An 18,019-nucleotide genomic window follows, 5' to 3' on the forward strand; every position below is an offset into this window, starting at 1 on the left:
ATCACTTTAATAATATCAAATATAGCAAAATAGAAAGAGAGATGCAAGAAGAAACATGATGAGGAAAGGCATTTGTTACGACAATGCCTCAATCACAAAGAAAGCTAAAGAAGCTGCCGCCAGTAGAGTACCGACGACAGCTTGCTTCTTAGGTATTTTTTCTATGTTCTCTAAATGGGATCCTGACCAACCCCCGGGCGGCTCTTTTACCTTTAACAGTTGCTTCATTTAGCAGCTGTTTCATTTCATGTAGCGATATTCCAGGAGATTCTTCAAATTCGAGATTTTCTGCAGCAGCTTCTCCCCGACATTGGTTTCCCTCACCAGTTTCCGTTCCAGTTCTTTGTCCACCAGTCTTTTTACAGACAATACGTCCGTTCCGTTACATAACACATCTTCTTTTGAATTAAATTTCTTATGCGCGACGAGCTGCATGCCAAAGGAATTATACAACAAGGTATATCCGGCGATACCCGTTGTGGATTGATAGGCTTTGGAAAAACCGCCGTCAATGACGACCATTTTCCCATTTGCTTTAACAGGGTTCTCTCCACTAATTTCTTTAACTGGAGTATGCCCGTTAATGATATGTCCATGATCCGGATTCAAATCAAACTCTTGCAGGATTTTCCGGCAGATCTCCTCATTTTCCCGCAAATGGTAGTAAGGGTTCTTTCTCTCCTTATGGGTTTCTTTATCTTGGATAAAGTACCGCTCAAAGGTGGTCATTTCTCTCTTTCCAAAGAGCGAGGAACATTTCCCTGTCCAGATGTACCATACCATATCCGTAGCCAGATCATCCGTCTCTTCCGGATTCGCAAAGGCGTAACGCAAATAATATTCAAAAACATCGATCAGCTGACGACCCGAATAGGTCTTGTCTTCAATCTGCATTTCTTCCATGTTTCCTTCTTCATTCAAAGGAATGCAGCCGTGGATCAACAAATTCCCGTTGTATTTTAAATAAAGGCTGCCCTTCTTCATAAGGAAATTCATATGTCTGGCCAGCTTTTCGGAATGCTGAACGGAGAACAGCAGCTTCTCCATCACCTGTTGTTCTTCCTCCAGCAATTGTTCAGGCTGCTGCGGATTTACGGTAGCGAAACAGGTGTTTTCCAGCGGGTACGTTTTTCCGCCGATCTTGATTTCATCTTTGTCGTAATCGATCTGCTCAAGCAAAAGCCTTTCAGACATATGAAAGTAAGGACGTCTCTTGATAATCGGGATTTCAAGCTTAAACTGGATCATGGCAATGGCTTGATGGATTTTAGTAATCTGAAGGATTTCCTGCTCCGATACGTTATGGCCTTGCTGCAGCTTCGGTCTGAAGGCTGGGTTGTCATCATAGTATTTTTCCGCCAAGTTCAGCAATGGGCGAAGATTGATTCCGTATACGTCTTCGATGATGTCCAAATTGTCGTATCTGGCGCAGATCCGGATAATATTCGCAAGGCAGACCAGAGAACCCGCATAGGCGCCTATCCACAGGACATCATGGTTCCCCCATTGAATGTCTACAGAATGGTGGTTGATAAGCGTATCCATAATTTTATCGGGGTCCGGCCCGCGGTCATAGATATCTCCGACCACATGAAGATGGTCAACCACTAGGCGCTGGGTCGTATAAGCAAGGCCGATAATCAGCTTATCCGCCTGACCCAAGGAGATAATCTGCCGGTATATTTCCTCATAATAAGGATCCTTATTGTTGGTAGAATCCGTCTTGTATAGAAGCTCTTCTATAATATATACGAACTGCTCCGGCAGAGCTTTACGCAATTTCGAGCGCGTATATTTGGAGGAGGCATAAGAAATGAGCTTAAGCATTTGTTCAATCGTTTGTCTATACCACTGGTTCAAGGCTTGTTGATTGCACAGGTCTCCTTTAACCAGCTGTATTTTTTCTTCCGGATAATAAACTAACGCTGCAAAATCATTGATTTCTTTATCCGTCCAAACCTCTTGGAACAATTCTTTGATTTTCTCTTTTACGGTACCAGAACCGTTTCTGAGTACATGCTGAAAAGCCTGGAACTCCCCATGCAAGTCACTGACAAAATGCTCAGTTCCCTTGGGTAGATTGGAGATCGCTTTAAGATTGATGATTTCTGTTACGACTTTTTCTTCCGTATCATATTTCTGGGCCAATAAATCTAGAAACTGCGCATCCAATACAGTTGTCCTCCTTCAGGGAAACGGTGATATCCAGCCAGGTATACTTAGAAGACCTATGGCCTTTTTGGGGCTAGCCCGCGTATCTTCAAACTTAGTGCGAACAGTAAAGGGAAAAAACATTAGTCCATCAAGGCTCACCGATGAGTTGCCCCCTTGGAATAGCTCATCCAAAGGCCGAGCCATTCCATAAGGGCATTTGTACCAACATACCACTATGTTTTCCCTAAATCAAAGACAAATATGAAGACTACCCTGATAATAGGGCTTTTTCTTGAATGTGCCCAGAAGGAATCGAGCCCAAGATTGCGCGTTTGTACCGGATGCTTGAACGTGTTTCAAGTTCCTGTCCTGGATGCAGATTCATCATATGCATAGATCTTAAAAAGTTTTATATAAAGAATAATACTAATTAGTGAACAGACAAGGATGAAAGTAAAAACCCCCATTGGAGGTACCCATGCCGATAAAATAACGGTCAAGGGTGCTGCGAATCTCCCAATCGTGAATTGCAGCCTCGATGCCCCCATATATTGCCCTCTCGCGTTCGCAGGTGCATACTGACTTACAAAATTATTGGTCACCGGAGCTCGTATAATTTCTCCAAACGTAAACACGACCGTGATAAGGAATAATAACCAAATATGCGTCGTTAATCCAATGGCGAACATGCCCACCCCAGCCAAAGCGGATGACAGAATGAACACGTCTCGATCTTTTAAGCGATTTAACCATTTTGTAGTGGGTAAAACAAATAGAACGAATAGCAGCCCATTTAACCCGAGAATCCATCCAAATACTTCTGTACTCGTAAGCCGGAGCGTCCAATCATACCAAGTAAATAGGGGTTGCGACGGGACATATTGCGTGACATATATCGCTAAATACAGATCCAATTGCATGATTGTTATAATAGAGAAAACGCCTGCCAGAATATATAGAACAAATATTTTATCCTGAAAGATGATTTTATAGCCTTTCCATTGTTCTTTTATCGAAGTTGAAACTGCATGTAATGAAACTTTTTTGCTGGTACCCGGCATACTCTCATGAATTCTCAGAAAGATTGCAATCGTATAGAGCAGCATGACGATTGTACAAGTCCATAGCAGCTCACTTCGATATTGAAAGAAAAAAAATGCGCCCAATGCGGGTCCTAATACAGCACCAATATTATTAGCTGTCGTAAACGTGGCGAACACCTGACGTCGATCCTTATCGGGAATAAGATCAGCTACCATCGCATCACTAGCAGGTCCATAGAGGGCACCTCCTAATCCAATGCCAATATAGGCGAAATAATTAATCCAATGCGAACTGGACAACGCAAACAATGCGAACATACACGCTTTAAGGGAGGCGCCTGCCAACATCATGGGACGACGTCCCACCCTATCCGCTAAACTCCCTCCAACCATGCTGCCAAGTATGCCAATGAGAGGCGGAATCGCCATTAACATACCTGCCGTCTGTTTACCTAATGATTCGCTAAAGTAGACCGTAATAAAAGGGAAGTACATCCAAAACAACAAATTGAACAGCCCCTCGCCGATTAGGCGAATTTTCAAATTCACATCCCAAACATGTAATTTCAAATGTTATCCCTCTTCTCTAACGCAAACATCCGTATAGGTCAACGAATATTCACCTTTTCCCCGGCCAGGTAATCCAATGATAAAGTACCTGGGAAATTAAATATAGACTTATAATTTTTAATAAGTTATACTAATAATATGGAAATTCGAGGTAACCCATTTTAATTTAATTGCTCCAAAAAACGAACATTTGTTCGAAATGGTATCATAAAAACAGACGCTCTTATGTGAGAGCGTCTTTGTTCATGTATTCTACGATCCCTAATGCAATGCCACCAACAGCTCTTACTAACAACGCTATTTTTGATGAGATTCTCTCTTCAGACTCAATAAACTCCCCGTATTTGTTCTTTCCGAAATACAAGATGTCTCGGATAATCAGCAACGACCAGTGATCGCCAAAAGCCTCTAAAGAAAAATTAAATTTCCAACTCATATAGGGAGGAATGGATTAAATGAGCATTTCTTCAATGCCTCGGATCGTTTCAGAAGAAGAGTGGCAGATTGCCCGTCAAAAACTGCTCGTCAGAGAAAAGGAGCTCACCCGCGAGTTAGATGCACTTGCTGCGGAACGTAGAAGACTGCCGATGGTGAGAATTGAAAAAGATTACGTGTTCGAAGGATCGAACGGCACTGCAAGCCTGCTTGATCTTTTCGAAGGACGGCGCCAACTCATCATTTATCATTTCATGATGTCTCCAGGCTCTGATCATCGCTGCCGCGGCTGCTCATCCTTTGTTGACAACATTGGCCACCTATCTCATCTGCACGCCCGTGATACTTCCTTCATACTCGTTTCGCCAGCACCCTTTACTCAGATCGAATCATTTCGAAAGCATATGGGCTGGACTATCCCTTGGTATTCCTCAAACGGCGACAATTTCAATTTCGATTGCGGTGCAGGCAAGGGATTTGGTTTGAGCATCTTCCTGCGTAATGACGATAGTGTGTTTCGAACCTACTATACGACTGCACGCGGTGTGGACAGGATCAGAGCCGATTTCAATCTCCTCGATCTTACGCCTTATGGTCGTCAAGAGGAATGGGAGGATTCCCCTAAAGGGTGGCCGCAAACACCTCCATACACGTGGTGGCGATTACATGACGAGTACGAAGTGAACCAAGATGGAAAATAACCCTTTCATATGTCCCGTTAAATGGGGAGAACTGTTTAGGAAAGAAATGCTCATTTCCTGCAAGAATAATGGATACGATATTCACGGTTTGGTACGACCCGTAACCCGGTTCAATTCAGAGATCAGAGAAAATGAGGCTGCCGTTCCATGTCGGTAGCCTCGTCCTTGGTGATTGTTATCTCCGAAATAAACCGCTTAACTCTGGCAAAAAGAAATTAGCATGTTACGCTTGTTCTGCCCAGTTAGCCGGATATGTTACATAGATAAATCGTGCATATTCTGGCACAGAAAATTGAATCTTACTTCCATTCGGAATCAGGATCACTTCTCCTGGACCAGCTGACACCTTTGTACCATCAATGATAACATCCAGATGTCCCTCAATCACATAATCAACTTCATCATAGTTAAGTGTCCAGTCAAAAGTTGTTTCTTTCATCTCCATGATACCGCAGCCAAGTCTTGGACTTTCCTTTAGCGAAAAAAGATCTTTACAATAGACGACATCATTAGGGTTGCCAGTATCGAGACGATCCTCTTCCGTTACTTTCATATTTGGCACTTTAACAGAAGTGATCCCTCCAGGACCTCTATGAACGTTCTGTTCAATCGCATCAGCCCCTACTTTTTCCATGATGATGTTACGAACCATCTCTTCAATCATCTTTTTATCGATACTCATGGGTACCCTCCTCTATTTCTTAGGTGCAGTTTTTTAGAACCATTTTACTTGCAATGAGCATAGCAACCATTACAGCCAGAGAATAAACATAAAGAGGCCTAAAGTTATACCGCTTCCTATCAAGTAGGAATGATATAACCTTAAGCCTCTTTGCTCTAAGTAAGACTACGCCTTTGTAGTCCTCTATTACATTTTAAACGTGAATGAAACTGTTGTTCCACACGCTGTAGATTCAAATTGCATGCTCCCTTTTAGTTTATCCTCTACATAGCTATTTACAATAGATAAACCTAAACATTTTTGTGAACATTCTTCAACGTCGAATTCTTTGCCATCAATGGTTTGCAATATCTAGATTTCACCTCGTTATCGCATTCAAATTACTATGATTAGCTCTCACAAGAGATAATTACAATAAAAGGGGATTATTCGATTTCATCTCCTACTGAACCCATGTGAAATAAAGTAAATAGAAGTTTTAACGTGATATCTGTATATAACTATCGTTGTTTACGCTTACCTCAGAATTGATCCATTATTTACCTTACCTTATACTGACAATTGTTAGCCTATTTACTCAGCTAGCAACAGAAAAATTCAAGAGAATGGAAAGGAGAGATTACTATTAAACACACTTTTTCCCGATTTAAAAAAACGTTGTCCGTCGCTCTAGCCTCAACCTTGCTTTTTTCATTAGGCACTTTGTCAAATGGAGCATACGCTCTAGAGAGTGGACAGTCCTTTCCAACGAGCACATCATTCTCAGACACTGCAACTCTAACCTTCGAAGAAAAAATTGTTGTCAAATTTACACAACAAGCTTTCCTTCCAAGTGAAGAAGGAAGACTTCAATTGCAACAAGAAATATCACCGTTAGCTGCTGTACCAGAATTATCGTTTGAACCGCTAATCTCGCAGCAATTCTTACCGTCAGCTAACAAAAGCATTGCTGCTAGCCCTCTTGCAGCCGTGTTTGACCGCTATTATTCCTCCAAAATTCCCGCTGGCGCTGATGTCGAACAGTTATTGCAAACGTTGCGAAGCTTCCCGCTTGTTGAGGATGCATACGTAAGTAAAAAACCAGAACTAGCCAATGCACCTGCTCCGAACACAACACCTGTCCTTCCAGACGACGATCCGCGCTTCACCTTACAAAGTTATGCGCAAGCAGCTCCTCTAGGTATCAACGCTCCTTATGCTTGGCAATTTGAAGGTGGCGATGGCAAAGGCACCAAGTGGGCCGATGTCGAGTGGGATTGGGCTTTAAATCATGAAGATCTAGCCGCTCATAACATACAGCTTTTACCAGGCGGCACTAATAACGGAAATGCTAGTCACGGTACAGGTGTGCTCGGGGTTGTATCTGCAGTTGACAATGCTATCGGCAATATCGGGCTAGCTAACAAAGCTACGCCGATTGTATCCTCTTTAGTTCGTACAGGAGGTATAGTAGAAGCAATTTTAGCGGCTACACAAGTATTATCACCAGGTGACGTTATTCTGCTCGAAATACAGCTCGGCTATGATACTTGGATGCCTGTCGAAGTACAGTCTGCAGAGTTTGATGCAATCCAATATGCAACAAGCTTAGGTATTGTCGTTGTAGAAGCGGGAGCCAACGGTAGTGCTGATCTCGATCAGTACAAGCATTGGGATAATAAATACATCTTCAATCGGGATCTCCCAGATTTCAGAGATTCAGGAGCAATACTTGTTGGAGCAGGATCATCAACTGCACCTCACTACAGACTCGGCTTCAGCAGCCATGGCAATCGGATCGACGCTTACGGTATTGGTGAGAACGTTGCTACCTTAAATGCAACAAGTACTGCTTCGACAACTGGTTACAACGACTATTTCAATGGAACCTCTTCCGCTTCACCTGTCGTTGTAGGTGCGATTCTACAACTGCAAGGGATTGCTAAAGCCAAATTCGGCGTGCCGTATTCGCCAGATGAAGTTCGTAGAATACTGAGATGGTTACCGTTCAATACCCCGACTTCCGATATAGCCAATGATAGAATTGGTACCCTACCTAATTTGCAACAAATTATAACGAATTTACCTACGCCAGGTGCTGTACCTAACGATATAGAAGCACCACTAGCACCAACTAATCTAGTTGTTAATACTACCTCTGGCACAGTTAACTTGAATTGGACTGCTTCTACGGACAATGTTGGTTTGATCGGCTATGACATTTATGTAAATAACGATCCTTTTGCTAAAGCAAGATCAACTAGCAACTCCGCCACGATCAGTGGATTAACAAGTGGTTCATATACGTTTACTGTCAAGGCTCGGGATGGCTTTAGTAATTTGTCTGCGGCAAGTAACTCGGTGACCGTTCAAGTTCAAGTTGACCCCTGCCCTACTCCATGGAGTGCTTCCTCCACTTATGTTCAAGGTGACATTGTTTCTTATAACGGAGTGAAGTATCAAGCCAAATGGTGGACGCATAATGAACGTCCAGATCTGAAAAGTGGTCCCAACGATGTTTGGACTGCGCTCGGTCCTTGCTAAAAGAATAAAACTTGATTAAATAAAAGAGAGGTAGGGGCATATCCATTCCCTACCTCTTCTACTTATTATCTTCGATAACCCTATACTTCAGCTCTGTAAGTAAACCCCTAAGTCAGTCCATCATAAGGGTCAGCACTTAGTTTCAATTGTAATCGGTCAAAGCCCAAGCCGCGGAACCATTTAATCGGTTCTGTCACTGACAAATCAATCTTCTGTTCACTCACAGAGAGAACACTGCTATCCAGCCCGATAATCGCTCTCATTTCCAACTAAATTGCCCGTTAGATGAGAAAAAGGCTGCCTTGTGGCAGCCTTAATGCAATTGATTTATCGTTCTCAGTCCCCTGCTGAAGCATTCTGCTTCTATGTTAGTCTAGTAACTGTACCAACCTATCACTAATAGCAGGTTAATTTTTATCCCTTTATCTTTTTATGCAACCCACATTTTATCGAATTGGGAGCGATAGTCATTGTATATCATTCAATACTATTTGGGCATTGTATTCACAATCAATCCAATATGTGTAAAGTAGTTCATGGCTCCAAATAGAACAAAGGCTATGCCTGCAAGTGCCCAAAGGAATTTAATAACTTTAGCAAAGTTTCGATTTGCGTCTTTGTTTAAGGCAAAAGGAAATAATACAGCTCCAATCCCTATAATCGCGAATAATCCTGACATAAAAGTAGCTTCCAACATTGGATAATCAGCAAAAGCTCCTGATATTGGTTCTTCTGGTGGCGCTGCAAATAATTGAAATCCAATACCTGCAAATGCGATTGAGATGAGTGCTAGCCCCATTGCTGCAGCAAAATAAGATACTGGTTTTAATAAATACGGTAATTCCGCCTTTAATGTATTGGATACTATTTTCGTATCGTTCATATTAATGCCTTGTTTTACATATAGATTAGATTTTCTCCATATTAAGACGGTTGCAGCCAGAAGCAGAACCCCAAAACCTAGAGAAGACTCACCAAATATAATATCATCAAATGGGAATCCAATCTTTGACAAGGGCCAAGTAAGGGTCATATGAGCTCCTGTTAGCGTTAATATAAACCCGGGTATTCCAAATCCTATAGCCCAACCTTCTAGTTGTCCAACTTTTCCTTTGGCTAAATGGGATTCAAATCGAAGCATTAATAATAACCCTATACCAGTTGCAACTGACATTATTGTGTTATACACAGCTGTTGTTGACCAATCGATAACCATTTAAAAAAACTCCTCACTTAAATTGTTACATATTATTTCCTTTAACTTTATTCATATTTCTTCAGCAAAGTTAGAAGGATTTTATCATCACTAGCTTTCAAACTAGATCAAATGATTCATACTGACGATGATAGACAATAAGCAAAGTACGATAGCCGGTATTGCTTTTGGAAAAGGATCCTTAGCAACAGCAAGAAGAGTAAAGGCTGCGACAAACATCGTAACCGCTAGTAAAAATCCTGCAATAACAGCCGCTATTGGAAACCAAATACCTGCAAATAATCCGATTGCAGATGCAATCTCAATAAATCCCGTCAAAAAATTAAAGATGGGAGGCATGCCGAAACGCTTGAACTCATCTGCCATTTTACCGGAAATAATCTTACTCCCAGTAAACATAAAAAATAATCCTATAATAACTTGCAAAATGATAATAACCAAGAAAATCCCCCCTTTCTCGGAGTATATTATATGCTATAGCATATAATATACAAAAATATTTATTTCTTTTGACAAAATCGTTTCTTAAAAGCTTTCATAGACGTAAGACCATAGAGTCGGGTCTTGTGCGTACCGTCTCGGGTAACGTGGAACGAAGATGATCTAACCGTCATCCATAACACTTGCATACAGTTTTTCAAGTAAAGATTCCAGTACCTGCATTTCATCTTCACTTAAGTACCTTGTCACGTGCTTGTGTGCTTCGATGACAACCGGCAGTAGTTCTGATTTGAGTAGTATACCTTTATCGCTCAGATATAAGTTATGAGATCGTTTATCTGTATCATTTACAATCCGTTTGACGATCTCCTTCTTCTCGAGCGAGTGGATCATTCGAACAACCGTGCTCTGATCTCGGTCGATTGCTTCCGCAAGTTCTTTTTGAGTTGTTGGTCTATCCCCGTCTAGGACACTGATAATACTCCATTGCTCTGGCGTCATCTCATAGGGCTTTAATTGCTTTGTAAAATAGTTGGTCATTTTAACATCCGTACGGTGAATCAAAAAACCCGTTAAATTACACAATTCCATAGTTTTCCCCCCCAATTATTATTATGGAATGTTGACTTACCTATAGTACCCCAGTGCTCCAGTACACCTGATTCCAATTCACATAGTCACATCATTGAACCCATACTGTTTCATGTTCTTTCACAAAAATACATGCTATAGCATATAAAAATTTATTTAAAAAGTCAAGTTTTACTCCCTCTATGTAGAAACGCATTTCTCTTAAATGCTCACGTATCCTTAGAAGTTGACCGTTTGAACTCTCCCATGTCTCACAGAGACTACGCTCCCACATTCCTTCATTCAACCTGTCCATGAGGTGGAGGTCAGATATGCTGCCCGACAGGATCTTCGTCTGTAAGATAGTTGCGTTCCGACTCATCCGTGCTTCTTTTATCTGTCCAGCTAGCAACAGAAAAATTCAAGAAAATAAAAAGGAGAAAATATTATCTCCGGGTGACGTTATTCTGCTCGAAATACAGATCGGTTATAACGGCGGCCCTTGGTTACCTATCGAAACACTGCCAGCAGAGTTTGATGCAATCCAATATGCAACAAGCCTAGGGATTGTCTTTGTACCGTTCAAGTTCAAGTTGACCCCTGCCCCGCTCCATGGAGCGCTTCCTCCATTTATGTTCAAGGTGACATTGTTTCTTATAACGGAGTGAAGTATCAGGTCAAATGGTGGACACAAAATGAATACCCAGATGTGAAAAATGGCCCGAGCGATGCTTGGACTGTGCTCGGGCCTTGATAATAAGAAGAGGTAGGGGCATATTAATCCCCTACCTCACTATTAATATCTTCAATAAAATCAATCTGATATTAATTTCGAATAAATACTGAGATCGTTAAACTTTCCGTCTACTCTCTCGTATTGTCTGAATGTTCCTTCAAACCTGAAGCTGAGCTTTTGTAAAAGCTTCATAGAATTCACATTTCTGGGGTCAACCCTTGCTTCGATTCGATTCAGCTTTAAGGATGAAAATCCATGTTCTAACAGAGAAGAGATAGCTTCTGTAGCGTACCCTCTTCCCCAAAATGATTTAGCAATGTCATATCCAATCTCTGCCTTGCCATTTTCAAAATCTAAGTCATTATAACCGCAAGAACCAATAATCTCATTTGACTCTTTTTTAATGATGGAGAAACGAATAGCCTTACTCTCTTGAGAAAGACCATCAAAGAGATTAATCATTTCCAGTGCTTGATTTTCATTAGTAAAACTACAAATATTCATAAATTTAGTTACGTCCGGATCAGACCAAATTTTAAACAAACTAGACGAATCCGATATCTTCATTTTTCTCAAATGTAAACGTTCTGTGTGTAACTCAGTAATCAATACTTTTACCTCCATTATATTTTAATAGTTAGGTTGAAAATATTGATATCTGCGCATAGTTCAGTCCCTTCATTTTTGAAGATAGTTTCATTATATAAGAGGCTATATGCTTTATCTACGATTAATCTCAATCCTTTATTTGCTTCTCATGTTCGGGGATCCATCGATCCGTCACAGGGTGGTGCGCTTGGACAAAGAAAAGAACAGGTCTGTTCACTCAGCGAGGGAACACTGCTATCCAGCCCGAATAAACGCTCTCACTTCGTTAGGATATTGGTTCACATAATCCAGACTGCAGATCCCCGATCTTCCTTATTTCCTTTCCTATTAGTTGTTCAGAGAAAATAAAGAAAAGCAAAATAGCCCACACCTCGATAACAAGGTGAGGGCTATTAGACACTTACTAGTAAAGTTAAATTCTATTTGATAAGACGAGCATTTACCCAATCGGCATGGTCACTATTTATACCATCTCCGCCATCTGTGACAATGAGTTTTAGCTCATTCTTTCCAGATAGATTAACGTTTACCTCTTTTGCCGCTGTATTTTTATTCATTACGCCACTAGTGAATACAACTTGATTGTCTACAACAACTTTGAACTCCACAGTACCTACAGTACCTACCTCACTATCTACCCCAACTAGCGCGGCAAAGGATGTGTACTGCCCATTCAGTTTGTATACAATTTCACTGTTAGCATGTGTGCCCAAACCTTTTGTATAGGTCTTGTCATTTAACTTGAGTGTATTTCCATCAACACTACGATCTTTTTGGACTGTTCCCCAACCTGCTGTGGCAGAAAACCAATTAATATCGCTGAGATACGTTGTAACAGGTTGTGGTGCTTCAAAGAGTTTAATCTCACTTGCAGATGCAAAACCATTTGTGCCACCACCTTGAGGTACTTCAAGTCGAACATATTTGGCAAGAGTAGGTGTGAAAGTGGCTGTCTTTTCTGTTTTGTCCTTTGCCCAAGTGCCTGTGGCAACCTCATTGAAGGATACTCCATCAAGACTAGTTAGGATTCTATATTTTGTAATAATTCCATTTTCTTCACTTTGTCGTGGTAGATAGGTTAGCTTGGTGAATGTTGTAGGATTTACATACTTTGCTGTAATATGATAAGGAAACTGATTTGGGTTATTCCATGCACTGTGCCAGATAGTTTTTGTATCTCCATCAAATGTATATACTGCGGCATTACCCTGTGAAGTCTCTTCGCTATTTGCTGTTGCGGCAATGATACCCCCAATACCTTTTACCTTATCCATTCCATCAGTCGGTTTAATGATGTTATAATCTGACCCAAACCAAATTGGTGCGGTTAGAAGAGGTAAACCCAATGCATTAATCTTGTTTTTTGTGTCATTTGTTGCAGGTAAACCCCATTTATCAAAGAAAGGCGTCAAGTCATAGTGAGCTACTTTTGAAGTGTTGAGAATAAATGCCTGCTTTTTCTGATCATCTGTAGTTGGCAGATCAGTTTTTTCCATCTCACGATATAATCGATGTAACTGTGGATAGAAGTTATCCCCAAATGCAAGATTAAGCTGCCACAGCATTTCTAATTTTGAATTAGAGTCTGCAAAATTCTTGGTTGGCTGATCTACAAACGTGAAAGCAGCTAAGTACTCGCCTTGGGATCTTGCAGGCTCAGTAGGTTTAAGAGCCTTTTTAGCGGCTATAGAATATATATTTACATTGACCTCAGTCATCCCATCCCAATTCCAAGGTGCTTGTTGTCTCAGATGACCTGCCTCATGATACTGACCCCACCCCGTTCTTGTAAGGTCTAAAGCATCGGCACTTGCTCCAGTATCTTTAGGCATAATTGCCCCATCCCAATTTGCATATGCATACGCTCCTGGTATGGTATTTTCTGATTCAATAAAGCCAATCAAATGCCTATCTAACCGATGCCTAGGATCAGAATCAGAACTAGATAGTCCAGATATTTGATCCTGTGCTGTAATAAACTTATCATAAGTCTGTAAAAGAGTAGTTGGGTCTTGATTCAAGATATGATCTCTAGCAGTAGCATAATAGAAGACAAAGAGAGCTCTTTCTGATTGAAGAACAACAGAAGGTGCATTAGGATATGCATTCATCATTGCCTGCCAATCCGCATTTGTATTCTTGCCTAATACAAAGAATGGAACAGGACTCCCCCCGCTCACTACATTTACATTAATACTACCTTCATTGTTGCTGTTATCAAATGATAACAAACCGCCATTTGGTGAGGTAATTGTGTTTATGCCTGGTTGTAATGGATAAAAAAGCGCCCATTCTTTATCATGACGATGTATTCCAATAACCGCTGTAATTGGTTTGTCACCTGAAACTTCAATCTTAATTTGTTCATTGGGTTTTGCATATAAACCTGTTGGCTGATATATTTTTCGAGCATTTATGAATCTACGTTCTCGGTCGCCTTCCGCCCATATATCTCCAAGCGCTTTTACTTCAAAATTTCGCTGAACAAGAAGATTATTTAGCTCTGTAATGGCTTCCTCTGATGGTTTGATGACTGGCTCCGTTGGCGTGATGACTGGCTCCGTTGGCGTGATGACTGGCTCCGTTGGCGTGATGACTGGCTCTGTTGGCGTGATGATCGGCTCCGTTGGTGTGATGACTGGCTCCGTTGGTGTGATGACTGGCTCCGTTGGTGTGATGACTGGCTCTGTTGGTGTGGTGACTGGCTCTGATGGTGTGGTGACTGGCTCTGAAGTTTGGGCTAGTGCCCAAGATGGCGTGCCCGCTACTACAACCGCTGTTACCACCGTAAGAGATAAAACCTGAAGTGACTTCTTAAGTTTTCTCATCAAATCCTCCTAAAACAAATGAAATTTATGCATAGCTAGCATTTACATGCTGGCGTATCCATCTTGGTAAGTAATAAATGGATTTCAGACTATAATGATACTATTAAATTCCATTTTTTTACATTTGTTAAATAACACCGTTTATCTCTATTGCTTCAATTCCATCTTTATTCTGCTTTTAATAAAAAAAACAAACTCACAACATAAGCTGTAAGTTTCTATTGACAAATCGATTGATTCATCTCATCATGAATGTCGGCAATGTTCTTGCCTGAACAAAAAAATCCTAATGCTACGAAGCAGGCGTATGCCATTTCCATAGCAGAAGGATTTATTAGACAGGATCTACAAATTTCTCATCTCATAGATTTTTTGCAAGGCATTAAGGTGCATTGATTTATCTTCGGGCGACTCAGCGAATTTATACCACTCCACAAGCCTGTATCCGAACATAACAAGGATTAGTTCATAAATACAATGATCGGAGTTGTGAGACACATCCGCATATTCCGAAAAACCCCTGTAATACGCCGGAACGCATCTTTGGTAGTATTCAACCATATGACAGACATCCGCTTCGTCCGCTATTAAACTCGCGATATCCTCGCCCATATGCCCCCATCCGGCGGTATCCCAGTCGATCAGTACGATTTTACTCTCCGAGTAGAATATGTTTGCCACCCAAAAATCTCTATGGCAAAGCACGATTGGCAGCTTTTCAATGCGACTGAATATTTCGTCCGAATTGTTATCTAAGTCTATAAGCATTTTACATAGGTGCTTCGGGATTTCGCAGTCGTCGGAGCGTATGTAATCATACAAAACATTCCATGACCGATACCGCAGATAGTAGTTTTTTGTAAACTCAACCTTGCTTAAATTGGTCAAATTCTGCAATACGTTTGGTTGTTCAGCGAACAGCTTGCCTTGAAACCGCCCCAATTCCTTGGCTGCACGTTCATACATTTCGGAGGTCAGATTTAAACTTGACACACCATCAATATATTCCATCCATAGCTGTATCTCATCGCCAATTATTTCGGCGTGATAACACTCCGGACAACGGAACGAATCGAAGAAAACCTTGTTGAAATCCGATGCATAGAGATCGTATTCCCTTCGCCATGAATCCGGATCACCATAACGCTCCCATTTTTTCTGTGTTTTCCAAACTACCTTATACGGCAGATTTTCACCGTCGGAAGTTTCAGCCATGCCCGTTACAAGCCGAACATCTCCTACTGTCCCGCCTTGCAACTCTTTAAGTTGATAATCTGCGCGGATTATCGTCTTGCCGAGCATTTTACTCACAACAAGCACCAGTATTTCGGGCTTTACAAACATTTCATCATGGTTGTTCATTTCTTGTGTCCTCCATTTTTACCCTTATGTTGCATGGCAATCGACTTTTGCCACGCCCGTTTATTTATGAGATACCCCGTTTTATCATCCACAAACTTGTTTTCACGCTTCTGTACAAGGTAACGCTCCCAATGCTCTGGCGCCAATGATCCATCGGCAAGAGCGGCAAGAACTGCGCAGCCCGGTTCCGTCTGATGGCGGCAGTCACTGAAGCGACACTGTGTGAATAAATCCTCCACATCGTGATATCCCGCGCTGATCCCGTCGTCCGCACCGAACAACCCAAGTTCACGCATTCCCGGCGTATCAATAACCATCGCGCCTGAAGGGAGCATGAAAAGCTGGCGATGCGTTGTTGTGTGCCGCCCCCGGCTGTCAGTCTCGCGGATAGCATTGACAGTCATTACTTCCTGATTCATCAAGGCGTTTACCAGCGAGGATTTTCCCACGCCGGACATGCCGAGGAATACCACGGTTTTCCCAGGTTGCAGATATTCACTCAACCCGTCTAAGCCACTCCCGGTATGACTGGAAACTGCGTGTACCGGCACACCAGGGGCGATTTTCTGAACCTCAGCTAACGATGCACTGAAATCCGGAGCCAAGTCAGCTTTTGTTAAAATTACGACAGGCTGGCCACCACTCTGCCGTGTCTGTGTCAGATAGCGCATGATGCGGCTGACCTTGAAATCCCAGTTTAGGGACGACACGATAAATACGTAATCAAAATTCGTTGCTACGACTTGTTCCAGTATGGTTTTGGCATACCCTGCTGCGTGTCCCGAATAATCAGCGCGGGAAAATTTCGAGCGGCGAGGCAGCAATTTGGCAATGCGCGAAGCGCCGCTTTCGTTGTATTGTAGAAAAACAAAATCGCCAACGCACGGAAACTCCTCTCGAGTCCCCACAGAGTGGTAGAATGCACCCTTCAATACAGCCGTCACTTCTCCTTGTTCGGTGATGACGGTATATTGGTCCCGCTGAAGTTCCGTAACCCTTCCGGGTATTAATCCTATCGGCGGCGTCTCGGCTTCGATATAGCCGTATTGTTTTAAATCAATCATTGAGCCGATCCTCTCCTAAAATTAATGTTGTTTTTGGGCATAAAAATACCGCGAACAAGCAGCCTCCTAAGAAGCTGCTGTTTCGCGGCGACAAGCCAAAAGTCGGCTTATAATCAAAAAGGGATACGACCTACATCGTATCCCGCTAACAGCAGTATTCACGAAAGGTTACTGTTTACGGCATAGCAAAGAAACACGGGTAATATTCCCGGTTGTCTCATTCCAAGCTATAATCAAAGATTGGAATTTACTACGCCCGATATTCGGCTAAGTTAAAATCACCAATACCATATAAGCAGCCATTTAAAACATCTCCTTTCGAGGAAAAAAGTGGAATTACAATTTCACTTCTATAGTTTTACATAAACCTTTGTGGAAATCAATAGGAAATTAGTATTTGATCTTTCGTACATATTGATTCTCGCCCTGATTTTTCACAACGATTCCTAGTTCACGTAAGTCCATTTTTAAATTTGTGGCCTTTTTCTTATCCCCTTCCCTAATTGCATTTCGACGTTCATATAAGATAGCATTCGCATTTTCTCCACATGCATGATCATCCAGGGTCCAAAGATTGAATTCATCTTTATACGGATCCTGTTCACTCCATGGGTAATGATGATACAGGAAGATTTCTCGTATTTTTTCCTTCTTGATGTCTGTCTTTTCGCTCAAAAGCTCTTGTCCCTTTGTTCCCGTAATAACGACAATATTATCTTCCATAAAGATTTCCTTTATCTCAGATTTACTGATTCTCAATTCTATATTATCTTTATTGATCCGTATTTCTTGATCTCTTATGCTCATTTTCAATGCTTCACTATAGACTGTTAGTGATAAGAGAACGCCTATGACTCCTCCTGCGATCATCAAGATCACAGACGCCCAAAACGGGCTGAATGAAAGTAAAAGTTTAAAGACTTTTGAATCGGAAAAGAAAGGTATCCTTTTTGCGAATTCCAACAACTTTGGAAGATACCAGCCTATCGTTCCTAACACAAAAGGAAATAATGCTGCAATCCATTTTTCCAAGAAGCCCATACCAATTGTGGATGTATTGTTCATTATGATTGTTACCTCCAACC

The 18,019-nt window shown here is 41.6% G+C and carries 16 protein-coding genes; 4 read left to right on the forward strand and 12 right to left on the reverse strand.

Annotated elements, in window-relative coordinates:
• Positions 1-240 precede the first annotated feature (240 nt).
• Together RQP50_RS16560 and RQP50_RS16565 are read right to left on the reverse strand one after the other, a co-directional pair.
• Positions 241-2,172: a fructose-1,6-bisphosphatase gene (locus RQP50_RS16560; protein WP_315746082.1), complete on the reverse strand. Its 1,932-nt coding sequence runs from the start codon at positions 2,170-2,172 to the stop codon at positions 241-243.
• Positions 2,173-2,510: 338 nt separating this feature from the next.
• On the reverse strand, positions 2,511-3,767 hold the full coding sequence (locus RQP50_RS16565) for an MDR family MFS transporter (RefSeq protein WP_315746083.1): 1,257 nt from the start codon (positions 3,765-3,767) through the stop codon (positions 2,511-2,513).
• A gap of 455 nt (positions 3,768-4,222) precedes the next feature.
• Here RQP50_RS16565 and RQP50_RS16570 point away from each other — a divergent pair, with 455 nt between their 5' ends.
• Positions 4,223-4,903, forward strand: a complete 681-nt coding sequence (locus RQP50_RS16570; RefSeq protein WP_072729363.1) for a DUF899 domain-containing protein — start codon at positions 4,223-4,225, stop codon at positions 4,901-4,903.
• A gap of 223 nt (positions 4,904-5,126) precedes the next feature.
• Here the strand turns inward: RQP50_RS16570 and RQP50_RS16575 are convergent, their stop codons facing one another.
• Entirely contained in the window at positions 5,127-5,585 is a 459-nt protein-coding gene (locus RQP50_RS16575) for a cupin domain-containing protein (protein WP_315746084.1), read from the reverse strand.
• Between the two features lie 852 nt (positions 5,586-6,437).
• On the opposite strand from RQP50_RS16575, the gene RQP50_RS16580 reads away from it, so the two are divergent.
• Positions 6,438-8,108, forward strand: coding sequence for a carbohydrate-binding protein (locus RQP50_RS16580; protein WP_315746085.1), 1,671 nt, complete (start codon positions 6,438-6,440; stop codon positions 8,106-8,108).
• A 107-nt stretch (positions 8,109-8,215) separates the two neighbouring features.
• Here RQP50_RS16580 and RQP50_RS16585 read toward each other — a convergent pair whose 3' ends face one another.
• The 4 genes from RQP50_RS16585 to RQP50_RS16600 form a co-directional block, all read right to left on the reverse strand.
• The gene (locus tag RQP50_RS16585; RefSeq protein ID WP_227774641.1) at positions 8,216-8,377 is read right to left on the reverse strand and encodes a hypothetical protein; all 162 of its coding nucleotides are present in this window, start codon (positions 8,375-8,377) and stop codon (positions 8,216-8,218) included.
• A 218-nt stretch (positions 8,378-8,595) separates the two neighbouring features.
• Positions 8,596-9,324, reverse strand: coding sequence for a DUF981 family protein (locus RQP50_RS16590; RefSeq protein ID WP_072729361.1), 729 nt, complete (start codon positions 9,322-9,324; stop codon positions 8,596-8,598).
• Between the two features lie 102 nt (positions 9,325-9,426).
• Positions 9,427-9,765 carry a DoxX family protein gene (locus tag RQP50_RS16595; protein ID WP_072729360.1) on the reverse strand — a complete coding sequence of 113 codons (339 nt, stop codon included), beginning with the start codon at positions 9,763-9,765 and terminating at the stop codon, positions 9,427-9,429.
• A gap of 162 nt (positions 9,766-9,927) precedes the next feature.
• On the reverse strand, positions 9,928-10,356 hold the full coding sequence (locus RQP50_RS16600) for a MarR family winged helix-turn-helix transcriptional regulator (RefSeq protein WP_072729359.1): 429 nt from the start codon (positions 10,354-10,356) through the stop codon (positions 9,928-9,930).
• A 311-nt stretch (positions 10,357-10,667) separates the two neighbouring features.
• Between RQP50_RS16600 and RQP50_RS16605 the strand changes: the two genes are divergently transcribed.
• Together RQP50_RS16605 and RQP50_RS29355 are read left to right on the forward strand one after the other, a co-directional pair.
• The gene (locus tag RQP50_RS16605) at positions 10,668-11,003 is read left to right on the forward strand and encodes a hypothetical protein (protein WP_174810751.1); all 336 of its coding nucleotides are present in this window, start codon (positions 10,668-10,670) and stop codon (positions 11,001-11,003) included.
• Entirely contained in the window at positions 11,000-11,089 is a 90-nt protein-coding gene (locus RQP50_RS29355) for a hypothetical protein (RefSeq protein ID WP_394358402.1), read from the forward strand. The genes RQP50_RS16605 and RQP50_RS29355 overlap by 4 nt, the downstream gene beginning before the upstream one ends.
• 60 nt (positions 11,090-11,149) lie before the next feature.
• On the opposite strand, the gene RQP50_RS16610 is transcribed toward RQP50_RS29355, so the two are convergent.
• The 5 genes from RQP50_RS16610 to RQP50_RS16630 form a co-directional block, all read right to left on the reverse strand.
• Positions 11,150-11,680, reverse strand: coding sequence for a GNAT family N-acetyltransferase (locus RQP50_RS16610; protein ID WP_315746086.1), 531 nt, complete (start codon positions 11,678-11,680; stop codon positions 11,150-11,152).
• A 419-nt stretch (positions 11,681-12,099) separates the two neighbouring features.
• On the reverse strand, positions 12,100-14,508 hold the full coding sequence (locus tag RQP50_RS16615; protein WP_315746087.1) for an NPCBM/NEW2 domain-containing protein: 2,409 nt from the start codon (positions 14,506-14,508) through the stop codon (positions 12,100-12,102).
• Between the two features lie 345 nt (positions 14,509-14,853).
• The gene (locus RQP50_RS16620; protein ID WP_315746088.1) at positions 14,854-15,870 is read right to left on the reverse strand and encodes an aminoglycoside phosphotransferase family protein; all 1,017 of its coding nucleotides are present in this window, start codon (positions 15,868-15,870) and stop codon (positions 14,854-14,856) included.
• The gene (gene rsgA, locus RQP50_RS16625; protein WP_083545130.1) at positions 15,867-16,934 is read right to left on the reverse strand and encodes a ribosome small subunit-dependent GTPase A; all 1,068 of its coding nucleotides are present in this window, start codon (positions 16,932-16,934) and stop codon (positions 15,867-15,869) included. The genes RQP50_RS16620 and rsgA overlap by 4 nt, the downstream gene beginning before the upstream one ends.
• A 390-nt stretch (positions 16,935-17,324) precedes the next feature.
• On the reverse strand, positions 17,325-17,999 hold the full coding sequence (locus RQP50_RS16630; RefSeq protein WP_315746089.1) for a YqeB family protein: 675 nt from the start codon (positions 17,997-17,999) through the stop codon (positions 17,325-17,327).
• Between the last annotated feature and the right edge of the window lie 20 nt (positions 18,000-18,019).

The organism is Paenibacillus suaedae, assembly GCF_032337355.1.
Lineage (GTDB): Bacteria > Bacillota > Bacilli > Paenibacillales > Paenibacillaceae > Paenibacillus_B > Paenibacillus_B suaedae.